Origin of the sequence: Streptomyces sp. ME19-01-6 (genome assembly GCF_033793745.1) — a bacterium.
Taxonomy (GTDB): Bacteria; Actinomycetota; Actinomycetes; order Streptomycetales; family Streptomycetaceae; genus Streptomyces.
Map to the genome: position 1 here is coordinate 448,502 of NZ_JARAXF010000001.1, position 13,723 is coordinate 462,224.

The 13,723-nt window shown below is 61.9% G+C and carries 6 protein-coding genes; all 6 read left to right on the plus strand.

Annotated features, from left to right (window positions below; genetic code table 11):
* The 6 genes from PV419_RS02045 to PV419_RS02070 all read left to right on the plus strand — a co-directional run bounded on the left by PV419_RS02045 (window position 1) and on the right by PV419_RS02070 (window position 13,722).
* Window positions 1-3,243: a helicase-related protein gene (locus tag PV419_RS02045; protein WP_319685868.1), complete on the plus strand. Its 3,243-nt coding sequence runs from the start codon at window positions 1-3 to the stop codon at window positions 3,241-3,243.
* Window positions 3,230-6,016 (plus strand): hypothetical protein, encoded by a 2,787-nt coding sequence (locus tag PV419_RS02050; protein ID WP_319685869.1) that lies wholly within the window; start codon window positions 3,230-3,232, stop codon window positions 6,014-6,016. The genes PV419_RS02045 and PV419_RS02050 overlap by 14 nt, the downstream gene beginning before the upstream one ends.
* The gene (locus PV419_RS02055; protein ID WP_319685870.1) at window positions 6,016-8,955 is read left to right on the plus strand and encodes a DUF499 domain-containing protein; all 2,940 of its coding nucleotides are present in this window, start codon (window positions 6,016-6,018) and stop codon (window positions 8,953-8,955) included. Before PV419_RS02050 ends, PV419_RS02055 begins: the two co-directional genes overlap by 1 nt.
* Window positions 8,956-9,261: 306 nt before the next feature.
* The gene (locus PV419_RS02060; protein ID WP_319685871.1) at window positions 9,262-10,812 is read left to right on the plus strand and encodes an AAA family ATPase; all 1,551 of its coding nucleotides are present in this window, start codon (window positions 9,262-9,264) and stop codon (window positions 10,810-10,812) included.
* On the plus strand, window positions 10,812-11,660 hold the full coding sequence (locus PV419_RS02065; protein ID WP_319685872.1) for a hypothetical protein: 849 nt from the start codon (window positions 10,812-10,814) through the stop codon (window positions 11,658-11,660). Before PV419_RS02060 ends, PV419_RS02065 begins: the two co-directional genes overlap by 1 nt.
* A gap of 724 nt (window positions 11,661-12,384) precedes the next feature.
* The gene (locus tag PV419_RS02070) at window positions 12,385-13,722 is read left to right on the plus strand and encodes a hypothetical protein (protein WP_319685873.1); all 1,338 of its coding nucleotides are present in this window, start codon (window positions 12,385-12,387) and stop codon (window positions 13,720-13,722) included.
* The last annotated feature ends 1 nt before the right edge of the window (window position 13,723 follow it).

The window sequence follows — 13,723 nt, forward strand, 5'->3', positions numbered from 1 at the left end:
GTGACCGACGACCCCAGCACGCTACCCAAAGCCGGCAGCCAGATCACCGTCGACGGTCACCTGGTCACCGTGGTCATGGCTACCCCCACGCCTACCGGCTGCGATCTTGTGATCCGCCACGGAAACGGGGCACTCGCAGACGCTGCCCTGACTCACGACGAACTACGCGAAGCTACGGTCCCCGCCAATGACGCAGGCGGCAACGCCGACCGTGCTCTCGCAGGCCTCTGGGGGCGCTGGATGCAGTACGCGGTCCCGCGTATCCGCTCCGCTGTCCTTGCGACACGACCTCTGAAGCCATACGCACACCAGGACGAGGCCGTCTTCACGCACATGCTGGCGCAGCCGCGGTTGCGGTTCTTGCTGGCCGACGAACCCGGCACCGGTAAGACGATCATGACCGGCATGTACATCGCGGAAGGGACTCGCCGAGGCCTGATTCCCGGCCGCACGGTGATCGTGGTCCCGGCCCACCTGGTGACGAAGTGGCAGCGCGACCTCCGCCGGTACTTCGCCATCGAAGCAGGTCGCCTCACACCGGAGATTGCACGCGACCCCAAGGACCTTGACCCACGTGTAACCGTCTGGGTCGTCAGTGTTGACCTGTACACCTACAATCCGGATGTCTCTCGCAAGGTGTCCGGATCGCGCGCATCCTGGTCCCTGGCCGTATTCGATGAAGCCCACCGGCTCACACCTACATCCCGATACCTGGGCGCAGCACAAGAGCTGGCCGAGCGGACCCACCATCTGCTGCTCCTGACCGCAACCCCTCACCGCGGCAAGGAACACTTCTTCCGTGGCCTGATGAACCTCCTCGATCCCACGATGTACCCGTGGGAGCCGCGTACCAACGACTACGAAGGGGCCCTACGCCCCAGCACCCTCTCGTTTCTGCGCCGCATGAAAGAGGAGCTCAAAGATCTGGAAGGCAACGACCTCTTCCCCCCTCGATACGCAGACACGATCTCCGTAGATCTTGAAGCCCGTGAGTACGCCGCTTACTCGGCGGTGATGGATTATGTGGACGACTTCTATTCCGACTCTGCGGTACTCGCTCGCTCGATCTACGGCAAGAGGGCAGCATCGTCACTGACTGCAGCACGGGCCACCGTGCAACGCCGTCAAATCGCCCTTAAAGGACCGTCCAGTGGTCGTTCTACAGGCGCAATCCCCGAAGAATTCACCACTGATACCGACGGTGGGCTGACGCTCTCAGTTGACGACGAAGAAGCCTGGGGGCGAGCCGAGGACCTGATTGTCTCAGCGCAAACTCAGGACAAGGCGAAAGAGCTTGCCCGTATCGAGACGGTACTCGCAGCGATCTCCCAGGCGGAGAATGCGGGCACCTCTTCCAAGTGGGCCCGTGCGCAGGAAGTCCTTGAGAAGCACTCGATTACGCCGGGAAGCGGCCAGCTTCTTGTTTTCACGGAGTTTTCCGACACAGCACGCTGGCTGGTCACGCAGTTTGCCACTCTCGGCTTCTCAGTGAACATTCTTGACGGCACCGTCGGGCACCACGAGCGAGACAAACTGCAGCAGCAGTTCCTCAGCGGGGCATTTCAGATCCTCGTCTCCACCGACGCTGGCGGCGAGGGCATCGACCTTCAGTCCGCCCACGTCATGATCAACTGGGACATTCCCTGGTCCCTGGTCAGACTGGAGCAGCGCATGGGACGCCTGCACCGGATCGGCCAAACCAACCCCGTGCACATCTATCACCTGGTGGCGCCCGAAACACGGGAAGGCCGAGTCCAGGAAGTGATGCTCGCCAACATCGAGGCAGCCAGCGAGGCCCTCGGAGGCCGCATTTTCGATCTCCTCGACGCTGCGACTGCCCGATCCGGGTTCGACTTCGCACAGGCACTGGCCGCGGCTCAACAGCACCCGGATCAAGACCTGCGCATCCCCGAGGCCCGGACACTGGTCGCCAGCGCCAGGGAACTCGTGCGCGACGAGGACCGGCTCGTCAGCCCCGCCAACGTCGATGCCGCCATGGACCGATTCCGCGCCGACCGCCTTGAAGCAATCAACCCGGTCATCGTCGATGCATTCCTGGACCAACTGGCCAGGGCCCAAGGCTGGCTCCTCTCACCAGGACCAGCCCAAGGGCTGCGGCATCTGTCAGCGCCTAGGCCACTCCCCGAGGCCTTGGGAGGTGGGCGCGAACGACTCGTCGCGGCAGACGGAGCCTCCGTACGTCAAGCGATCAACGACGGCGCCACAGATCTGGATGATGTCGTGGTACTCGGCCCAACCGAGGAATCCTTTGGGGAACTCGTCGAGCTTGCTCTGCACACTGGCGAAACCGATCTCGTGCGCGGCGCACACGTCGTAGACACGGCCTCGCTGACGGGCTACACCCTGCTGCTGTACGACGCAGAGGTCGAAGTCCACGACGGAGTCCGCCGTGTCAGGGAAAAGGCCCCGATGCTCGTGCGGTACTCCGGCGCGGGTGCCTTCGTAGCGGGCTGGGAATCACTCATGAACCTCCAGGCACCAGCTGATGGCGTCCCGCTTCCGCATAGCGGGCTGAGCCCAGCCATGCGGACCGAGGGAGCACGCGAAGCGCAGCTACTTCTGGAAGCAGAAACCACCCGCTTCCGAGATCAACGTCGCTCGTGGGTTGCCAAGGCGCGCGAACAGCTTGACCAGGTCGAGTACAGGTACCTGGAGGAACTCGAAGAACTGAGTGCTGCCGTACGGCGGGAGCGCATGGCCCAGTTCGCACAGCACAAACAGGATCGCCTGACGCAGCTTGCCCAGATCGAGAAGGTCAACCCCACTGCGCAGCGCATGATCGGCTGGCTGAACGTAGCCGGCGGAGCGAAGCAGGCAGAGCTCGGCTACGACCCGAACAGCGAGAAGGTCGCCGTGGCCACGGTTCTCGCCGAGCTGGAACGGCTCGGCTACGTCGTTGACGACAGGCAAACTGCAGGGGTTGGCTATGACCTCCTTGCCCGACACCGCGACCACGGCGAGCAACGGCTGGTCGAAGTCAAGGGGCTCGTCGACGATCTACGGCCCGTTTGGCTGGAGCAGCACGAGTGGGCACAGGCCCAACAACGTGGGCAGGACTACTGGCTGTATGTGGTGACGAGCTGCGCCACCAGCCCTGTGGTGACGATTCGGGCCCAGGACCCTGCCGGAAAGTTGGGGACCAATGTCCGGCGCATCGAACGTGTACAGATCAGGGTCACAGACCTTATGAAGATGATGGAGATGAGCCGTGAACACCGCTGACGCGGGGAATGTCCAGAAGACGGGCGCCGAGGATGTCCGAACACGGCTTATCGACAGTTGGTTTCCGTGCTCAGTCGTTGACGAAGCGTGCAGCACGCCAGCGGGCTCGGGGCGAAACGAGAAGGCGATCTTCCCTTGGTTCGCCTCGCGGCCGATCGCACAGGCTCGCGCCGCGGTCCTGACAACGCTGCTCCCCGCTGACGACACGATGCGCCCGCACGTGGAGGCAGCTGTACGGAGTGGCAGCGCAGGCGCACTGGAGCTCCTCTCGCGGGTAGTTCGGGAGAACTATGGCGGCCGTGCCCCCGTCGTCCTTGACCTGTTCTCGGGCCGCGGCATCATCCCTTTGGAAGCCGCGCGCCTCGGGGTGACGTCGGTGGGCACAGACCTCAGCCCGGTCGCCACTCTTGCGGGGCGTCTCCTGGCAGATTGGCCGCTGCATGATTGGAACAGTGAACCGCCGCTGCCGTTCGCTGACTCAGCAGATGCGGATGGCCGGGCAAAGGGAACACACCGTCTGGCAGACGATGCGCGGATCCTTCATGAGGAGATCGGCAAACGAGTCCGCCAGGTCCTCGAAAAGCATTACCCGCGGGATGCTGCCGGAAGATTGCCGTGGGGGTACGTGTGGGCGGTGTCCATGCCGTGCGACCACTGTCGCCGGAGGTTCCCGCTTATCGGCTCGCTTGTTCTACGGCATCCGTACCAGAAGACGTTCGATGCAGGTCAGTCACTCCAGCTCACTGTTACGGGCGACGAGTGGTGTGCTGAAGTGGTGGAGGGTATTCCCACTGGCCAGCCCACGTACACGTCCGCGGGCAAGAAGGGTAAGAGTGCGCGGTGCTTGTTCTGCGGGCACATCCATAGCCTTGAGACTGTCAAGGCAAAGGGACTCGCCGGACAGTACCGGGACGAGCCTCTTGCAGTAGCCGATTTCAATGAGAATCCGGACAAAGAAAACGACACGAAGAAGATCTTCCGAGTGCTGCGAGATGATGAGCGTAGCGCAGCACTTGACGTGAACTGGGGGGACCTCGCGAAGATCGGCTCACTGAGTCCGGTGCCCGATGAGGATATTCCCCCGAACAATGTGCACACCGTCCAGGCCAGTGGGTACGGCTACCTGAATTATGGCCAGCTCATGGTGGCGCGCCAAACACTGCACTTCGGGACCATTGCTCAGACAATTCGTGAGTGCTATGCAGAAATGGTTGAGGCTGGCGTAAGTGCCGAGTATAGCCGGGCGCTCATTAGCTACGCGTCTTCGACTCTCGCGCGCATGACTCGCTACGCCACAAGGGGTGCACGACTCCGTGCTCACGGAAATTCCGGCGGCACTGGCCAGAACCGTGTACAGGTCGGTGACGTTTTCGTAAATGAGGCGAGCCTATCATTCCAGTTCGACTATTTCGAGGCCGGGATTGGCGATGGACCCGGCACCTGGAGCAGTGTCGCAGAAACTGGCCTGAAGCCTCTGGCCACCCACCTGCGAGGTCTGACGGGGAAACCGGCAAAGCTACGCCGGGCTAATGCAATGGCCATCCCGTATCGCGATGGCACGGTTGATGCCGTAATTTGCGATCCACCTTATTACGACATGATTGAGTATGCCGACGCGTCGGACTACTACTATGTGTGGATCCGGCGCATCCTGGCGGAGATTCAGCCTGATCTTTTCGGGGAAGACGTCGGAACAGTCGTCGGGCCAAACCTGCAGAACAAGGACGATGAGATCATCGTGCGCCGCGTGTACAACGGTGGCGTCAAGCACGATAGAGAATTCTACGAAAACTCTCTCTCCAAAGCCTTCAAGGAGGCAAAGCGTGTACTTCGCGGTGACGGCCACCTCGTGGTTGTCTTCGGGCATTCTGACCCCGAAGCATGGAAGCGGCTTCTCGCCGCACTACACGATGCGGGCTTCGTGATCACTAGTTCATGGCCGTCGCGGACAGAGAACTCGCACACTGGTGTTGCGAGCATCAAGGTCACGGTCACCATCGGCTGCCGCGTGGCCCCCGCGAAGCGCAACGTCGCGACAGCAGCGCAGGTGGATCGTGAGGTCACGGAGGCAGTGAAGTCCGCTGTACACGATTGGGAGCGGGACGGCCTTGCCTTCACGGACCAGCTGATGGCGTCGATCGGTCGAGGCATGGAGGTCTACGGCCGATACAGCAAGATCCTTAAGCCAGACGGGACCGAGGCAGAGCTCGACCGCTACCTGACTCTGTCCCGCGTCGCAGTGCGTGATGCCATGGCGCTCAAGCTAGACGAGCTTCCACTTGAGACCTTCGACAAGCGCACCAGGTTCGCGGTCTTCTGGCTGCGCCTCAATGGCCTGACGACCATTTCCAAGGGGGAGTCGAGGTTCCTCGCTCAGGCTGACAGCCTCAGCTTCGATGACGTCCGCGCGCGTCTCCTGAAGGAAAGCAACCGCGGGTTCAAGCTCCGCCTCGACCCTCCGGAAAGCGTATCGACGGATTCGTCAACGATTGAGGTCGCGCGTGCGATGGCCGGCGCCTGGGATGAAGGCGGCACAGAAGCCGTTGCCTCGGTGATCGCCACTGCAGAGTTCGCTCCCAATGACCCACACCTATGGGCCGTGGTCGGAGAGATGGTGACTCAGCTGCCTCCCAGCGACAAGGCAGCAAAGGCCCTCACCGCCATTCAGAGGAACGTGCACGCTATCAGCAACCTGGCTCAGCGTGCAGCCGATACAGCTATGCCCAGCTCGACGCAATTGACCTTCGCTAATTTGCTTGAGGAGAGCTCCTGATGAGCGCGCAGCAGACCGTACCCCACTGGGCAGATGTGCTGGCCCTGCGGCCGGAGGTTCGCGCATCTGACGGCTCAGTCGGTGAACTCCAGATGTCGTTGCACAAGGCTGTTTACCAGACGAAGGACGTGCCGTACCGCAAGGTCAACTACTACGGCGAAATCACTGAGCCTACGCCGAATCTGGTTGGTTTCTTCGCCCGCGTGGCGCGGCGGCTTGGGACCGATGACATGGGGACCGCCCTCTTCCACCTTGACCAGGGTATGGGTGGGGGTAAGTCCCACGCCTTGGTTGGCCTCTATCACATGGCCAATACGCCTGCGGAGTTCTTTGCTACCGAACTGGGACAGGCAGTCCGGGAGGAGGCGGAGCAGGGCGGAGTCGGTCTCGATCTCAAGTCGCCGAAGGTGGTGACACTCACGGCAGATAATTTCTCTCCAGGGCGCCCCACGGAGGTGTTCGGTCCAGCGATCAACCTCTTTGAGCGTTTCATCTGGTCGCTTGTCGATGGCAACATGGACCGGTATAAGCACTATGTCGGGATGGGGCCGAACAAGGACACCATTCGCACGGCGCTATCGGATGCGGACCGTCCGGTGCTCGTGCTCCTGGACGAGTTGATGGACTATGTGCTCCCACTCTCGGCTCCGGCCTACGTCGAGACGATGCCGGATGAGCAGGCATTTCTCAGCGCGCTCATGGATGCGTGTGACGACATCCCCCGGGTGTCGTTTGTCTTGGTCATGATCCGCTCGGAGCGGGACGAGCGGGGGTACAACATTGCCGCGCAAGACTTCCGACAGTTCGTTGCTGACCGCGTAGTGCGTAACGGCCTCACGATTCCCGTCAACGAGCCGCAGGACTTTTCATCGATCATCAGGCGGCGACTCTTCCAGGCGGTAACGAACGCTCTGCCGGCCCCCACCCTGGGGCGATCCTACATAAAGGCTGCCACAGGTCCGTACACGACCAAGGTATTCGACAAGCTCGGAGCCAATCGAGGTGTAGCAGGGTTCCCAGAGAGGGTAGGGAAGAGCTATCCATTCCATCCAGAGCTCATGCGGCTCGTGCAGGAGGAGTGGTCCCTCGTCCAGGGCTTCCAGGAAGTCCGTTCCACAGTCGCCATCTTCGCTCGTACCGCGATGCACTGGGTGGACGAACGCAAAGCCGGGCGTTGGGCTCCGACGCTGGTCGGTGTAGGCGATATTCCGCTTACGGTCGCACTTGAGCAGCTGCTCTCCTCTGGGCTGCTCATGGGCAATGACCGTGCAGTTCAAGGCTGGCGAGCTGTGGCCGGCACGGACATCACCAGCTCCGACAAGAGCCACGGCCGAGCGGTTGCGATCGACAAAGAGCTACGCAACCACGGGGTGGAGTCACGGCAGCCTGCACCAGCGGTGCGAATGGCCACGGCATTGATGTGCTACTCGCTTGTGGGCCGGGCCCAAGGGCGTCGAGGGGCTACTAAGGCCGAACTGCTTGCCAGCATCTTTGAACCGTCGTTCTTCGGGACCTCTGAGTTCAACGCTGCAGAGGAGGTCTTTAACGCGCTGACCGCAGAAGAGGGGCTCGGCGCGCTCTCAACGGACACGCCGACAAATGCCCCGGCACGCTACTCACTATCGATCAAGCAGAACCTTCGCATGTACTTCACGGCTGCCAAAGCTCTTGTGCAGCGTGCGGAGCAAGAAGCCCTGGTTTGGAACGTCGCGCAGCAGATCGCCCAGAACTCCAAAGGGCCGTTCGAGCAAATCATCACCATCAACCGGCCGCGTGGTGAAGACGTTGATCTGAGCGAGATCTTCGCTGATGTCGATTCGAACGCCACGCGACTCGTTGTCCTTGACCCGCGCCGCTGGACACTGCTGAACGGCAAGGACAACAGCAGCCGGACTGAGATTTCAGCTCTCTTTGGTCTCGGGGACCAGGCGCTCACTGTCGATAATGCGGCTAGCTGCATCGTTGCCTGTGTTAACACGCAGCAGCGCGATCACGCGCGGAAGCGCGCTTGGGAGGTTCTGGCCTGGCGTCACGTTCTCCAGCAGGTCAGCGATGACGCGGAGGATGATCTCGTCCAAACGCGCAGCAAACTCAGTGCGGCCGAGACGAAGCTCAAGGACGCTGTCCTCAAAGCTTACCGGCACTACGCGTATCTCCTACGTGTAGGGGAAGAACTCGTGGTTGAGTTCAAGCGGTTCGAAGACGACGGCAAGTCCGCCCTTCACGGTCAGGCGGTGTGGGACCAGCTCGTCGAAAACGGCCGAGCGACCCGCCGCGGAGGACTGGCGCATGAGTACCTCGCGGCCCTGCTGCAAACCTTTGATCGAGCTCTCACGCCCCGGGAAGTGGTACAAGCATTCTACAAGAACCCGGCCTTCCCGCTCGTCACCTCAATTGATGAGATTCGCCGCGTAATCTTTGAACTCATCGAACATGACTGGGAACTCATCGACAGCAACGGGGCTGCCCTTTCAGTTCAATCGCAGGGCCAGATTCAGATCAACTCGATCGCCGTGACCCTCCAGCCTCGTACGAAGACCGCTCCACAGCCTCCGAGCATGGGGGAGGATTCCTTCGCGGAAGGGGGGAGCGAAACTCACTCGGATAGTTCCTCAGGTCAGGGATCAGATGAGGGCGGTTCGGAGAGTCAGCAAACCGACCCGGCTGATATGAATGCTCCTCAAGGCCCGAAGGTGTACAAGCGTTATCTGCTTGAATTGGCCAATAGGAGCATCACCTCCCATGAGAAGCGTGAAGAGATCTGGCAACTACTGAGGGAACTGGCCAAGGCCTTGGACCCGGCATTCTTCAATGAGCGGGACCACCAGCTCATTGATTTGAGGGTGACGCTGACGACCGCTGAAGGCGATGAGGGTCGTATCGTCTCGAAGGGTCAAGAGATCGGCGCACGTGTTGTAATCGAAGAGGACGACTTCTAAGCCCGCTGGGGCCACGTTCCGGGAGAGAGGATGGCCCCAGCATTCATGCCGGGTCGCGTAATCGCTGTTCGGCTCGACACCAGGCCACGACGTCGAGGCGTCGCAAGGCATGCGCGCCGGGTTTGCGCGCCATGTTCCCTGGCCGGGGCGGGGCTCTGGAGCCGCGTGCACAGAGCGGCGTACCCATGTCGGAGTCATTTTCATCGACGAACCGCTTGTACAGATTACTCTGGCCCTTGCACCTGCCGCCTCTCGTGGCCTGGCCTGGCCTGGGCGCGGTGAGTGGTGAGGGGGGAAGGAGAGCGAATGCGCTTCACCGTGGTGGAAGAAGGCAGCGAGGAACCAACAGATCTTCGCGCTCACGCACTACTCATCACGGACCGATGGAACGATCAAGGGTTCGTCACCATGTTCCACCTCGTGGTCTATGACGAGGGTGGTGTTCGGCGGGACATCGGCGAGGTCAAGATCGGCAAGTTCGGCATGACAGCTCGCTCCTCCGCTCCTGTTCCGCAGAGTTTCGACCACCTTGACGACACGTTCTTCTCTCTGGGCCAGGACGACAGCTACTACACCAATCTGGGAAGCCTGAGGCTCGAGTTTCGAGAACAGGTTCTCTCCGCGCTCCGAGACATGGCCTTCGACGCGCGAATCTTTGCGCACGCCAAAGACGAGCCCGTGACGCAGCAGTCGCTCCTGCGATTTGTGAAGATCGCCGCGGTCGAAGAGCAGTTCCGCCGCATCGCCCAGGGGGGCCAGCGGGTGACGGCTTTCCAAGTGGGCTACAAGTCGCCGGCCCCCGCAGACGGCGGAGGAGACCCTGTCGTCTTGACGTTCGCTGTGGTCCCAGGATCGCTGCCACCGACGAACATTCACGTGCTAATCGGCCGTAACAGCGTCGGAAAGTCCTTCCTCCTCAACAGACTCACCCGCTGCATCGGCGACAGCGAAGCCAGCGAAGAACAAGTAGGCCGGATCATCGAGTACGGGCGAGGTGGCCGCGACACCTTCACTAACCTGGTCAGCGTCACATTCAGCGCCTTCGATGACTTCCCTCTCCTCAACGACGGCGACATAGGTATAGCCCGCTACGCGTACGTTGGGCTGAAGAGTTCCACCTCCAACCGGACGCCGAAAATCAAGACCCCCAATAGGCTCCTGGGCGACTTCACCGAGAGCGTGGAGGCGTGCCTAACCGGTACACGCGCCCAGCGGTGGGCGAAGGCGCTACGCACCCTGCAATACGCCGGAAGCGGATTCATTACGGATGAATGGCTCGAGGACTTTCTCACCACACAGAACGCAGACAGCCGTCGCCGCAAGGCCCGCCGTCTCTTCGTGGGTCTCAGCTCGGGGCACAAGGTCGTCCTGTTAACGCTGACCCGCCTAGTAGAGCACGTCACTGAGCGGACGCTTGTGGTCATCGATGAACCCGAATCCCACCTGCACCCGCCCCTCCTGGCCGCGTTCATCCGAGCCCTGTCCGACCTGCTTGCCGAGCGCAACGGACTCGCTATCGTCGCCACTCACTCGCCCGTCGTCCTCCAAGAGGTTCCGGCCTCATGCGTGTGGAAACTGAACCGGTACGGGAACCAACTCGTCGCCGAGCGTCCCGTCATCGAAACGTTCGGAGAGAATGTAGGCATCCTCACTCACGAGGTCTTCGGCCTGGAGGTCACAGATTCCGGCTACCACCGCTATCTGAAGAGACTCGTCCGCGACAACCTCTCGTACGAAGAGATCCTCGGCCGCTTCGACGGACAACTTGGTGGTGAAGCCAAAGGCATCGTCATGGCCCTCATCTCCGTACGCGACACACAAGGAGGCCTCGGCCCGGCTGCGGAGGAACGCTACTGATGCGCTCGCTGCCCGTGCCGAGCCTGCCTACTCGGACCCTCTACCGTGCCTGCATTAGCACGGCGATCCGCAGGCACAAGCGACGGCTGGAAGCGTTGGAGCAGGCCGTAGTCGATGCCTCTGACGAGTTCGAGGCCGCGGCAAGCGCAGCCGCGCTGCACACGCTCAAAGAGCTCGCAAAGAAGCCTGCCGATGAGGCTGACCGTACTCAGCTCACCAATACCTACACAGATAGGCTCGTGCCGGACAGGTCGCCTGGCGGCGCGTTCTACAATAAACTGAAGAAGGTCCCCCACAAGATCTGCCCACTGTGCGGGCACCGTGATGTCAGCACCCTTGATCACCAGCTGCCGAAGATGAAGTACCCGCTCCTGGCAGTCGTGCCGATCAACCTCGTGCCAGCGTGCGGCACTTGCAACTGGCTCAAGGGCGAACATGTGCCTGAGACAGCCAGCGAGCAGACGCTTCACCCGTACTTCGATGATGTGGCAGATCAGCAGTGGCTCTATGCCCGCCTGAAGTGGATCGATAACCGCCCACCCGAGGTCACGTACTTCATACGCCCCCCGCAGGGCGCGGACTGTGTTCTCGCTGCCCGTGTGATTCGCCACTTTCAGATGTTCCGTCTCGCCGAGCTTTACGGCCCCAACGCGGTTCGCGAGATGAGTAACATCCGCGGAATTCTCAGAGGAATGAACGCCGCAGGGCGGCGCAAATATCTGCTGCTGGCGGAACACAGCATCCTCATAGACAAGGATGCAGGGGGTCAAAACCACTGGAAACGAGCCTTATTCCAGACTCTGGGAGGGGACTCCGGGTATCTCGAAGGCGGTTTTGACCAATTCTGACCCCGTCGGCTCATGCCAGCGCACAGCCGCAGCCTGTATCACCGGACGGTCAGTTGTGATGTGGATTGGCCGTCGAGGCCGCCCCATCTCCGCACATGGCTGGTGTGACTTCGCTACGGTTGGCCGACATACTGCTAGCCGTGGCGTGGTGGAACTGATCGCCGTGCCTTTTAAGTAGGGGAGTTCGCAGCACGATGGTGTGGCCGCCGGGATGCCACCTGGAATGTACTTCCACAGCGCCTCCGGCACGGCTAGCGACTCGTCTGTTGGCGATTTCTTCCTGGTGTGCGGGTCAGGCTGCGTGATGCTCCATTCGTAAGTATGTACGGGTCATTGACACCGACTCCACTGCGGAACCATCAGCCTGGGAGGCGGTTACAGCTGTGGTGCCTGCTGTCACCTGAAGGCGTGTCCGTCCAGGGGTGCACCGCCGGCTCACAAGGCCCGGTTCGCCCTCTGGCTCAGAGCCCGAGCCCCGCCTCGCCCTGACCGATCGTGGCGCTCCCCACTGACGTGGTGTGGACAGAACCGTATCTGCGGCGGTGTCGCCCTCACCGGTGTTGGCAGGGGCTGATGGAGCTGCGAGCGGATGCCGTTCCTGGTAGGTCGAGGTGTCCACCCTGTGACAGTTCCGAGGCGGTGAGAGTATATAGATGACATTCTTTAAAGATGGTGCAGCCGAGCGCCGTCGTCCCTCGTGAACGCAGCACCTAGGAGGCGAGAGATGTTCCAGGGCACCATCCCGGGCCCCATGCGCGCCATCGTGCGCGAGACCGCGAGCAGTTGGCCGCGCGGTGAGGTCTACATTCCGTGCTGCGGAAACTTCACCATTGAGCGCAGCGTGGCCGGTATGGGCTTCGACCTGCGCTCCTCGGACGTGTCCATCTACACTAGTGCCGTCGGCCGTTGGCTCACCAGACAGCCAGTCGGCATCCAGCTCCGCGATGAGAGCCGCAACGAACTGCACTGGCTGGCCCACTCTCTGGATGACGGCGTCGGCACGGTTGCCACGATGATGTTGGGCACCAGGTTCCTCGGTAGCGTCGGACGCGAAGGGCTCTGGCATCAGCGGGTGGTGCGCTCCTACCGGGACCAGTGGCGGGCCAAGCACGCCGAGACTGTTGATCGACTCTTGAACTCGGACGTGGAGCTGGCCTCCTACCAGGTAGAAGATGTGCGCTCCTGGCTCCAGAGGGTGCCTCGCGGCGCTCCCGTGTGCAGTTTTCCTCCCTTCTACGGCGGTGGCTACGAGAAGCTGTATGAGCCGCTGAACGAGCACTTCGCCTGGGACGCGCCCGAGTACGAGCCGCTGTCGGACGCTGACGTGGTCGACGTCCTCGGCGCGATCACCGACCGGCCCTACTGGTTGACCGCCTCCAACCACGATGTGCCTGAACTGAACCGTTACCTGCGCGGTGTCATCAAGGCCACGCCGCGCTCCGCTCCCTTCTACGTCTATGCGAGCGCGGCTCCCACGCGGATCGTCTCGCCCCGCCAGCAGATCGAGCCGGTCAAAGCTCCCCGGCTGCGACGGGGCGAGGAATTGGGTGGGCCGCTGACGCTGGCACTGCTGAAGCCGGGACAGTTCAATGCGCTGCGCTCCCGGTACCTCAACCCACGCATCGCACCCGGCGCGGCCAACCTCGCGGTCGCGGTGAAGGACGGCACTGGTCGGGTTTTGGGTGTCTTTGCGATGGCGCCCAGCAGCTACACGCCGGATGAGGCTTATCTGCTCTCGGACTTCGCGGTGGCGCCGACGGACTACCCGCGGTTGTCGAAGCTGATCGTGCTCGCGGCAACGTCCAGCGAGGCGCGGCTGCTGTGTCAGAGAGCCTTCTCACGGCGCATTCGGGCGGTGTCCACCACGGCATTCAGCAACAACCCAGTGTCCATGAAGTACCGCGGGCTGCTCCGGCTGACGAAGCGCGGCCCGTCGAACGAGGACGGCTGGCAGTACCAGCTTCAGTACCAGGGGTCCATGGGCGAGCACACGCTTGCCGAGGCCCTGGAGAAGTGGGTGAAGCGGTGGGGTGCCCGAGAGACGACGAAGACGGGAGTCTGAG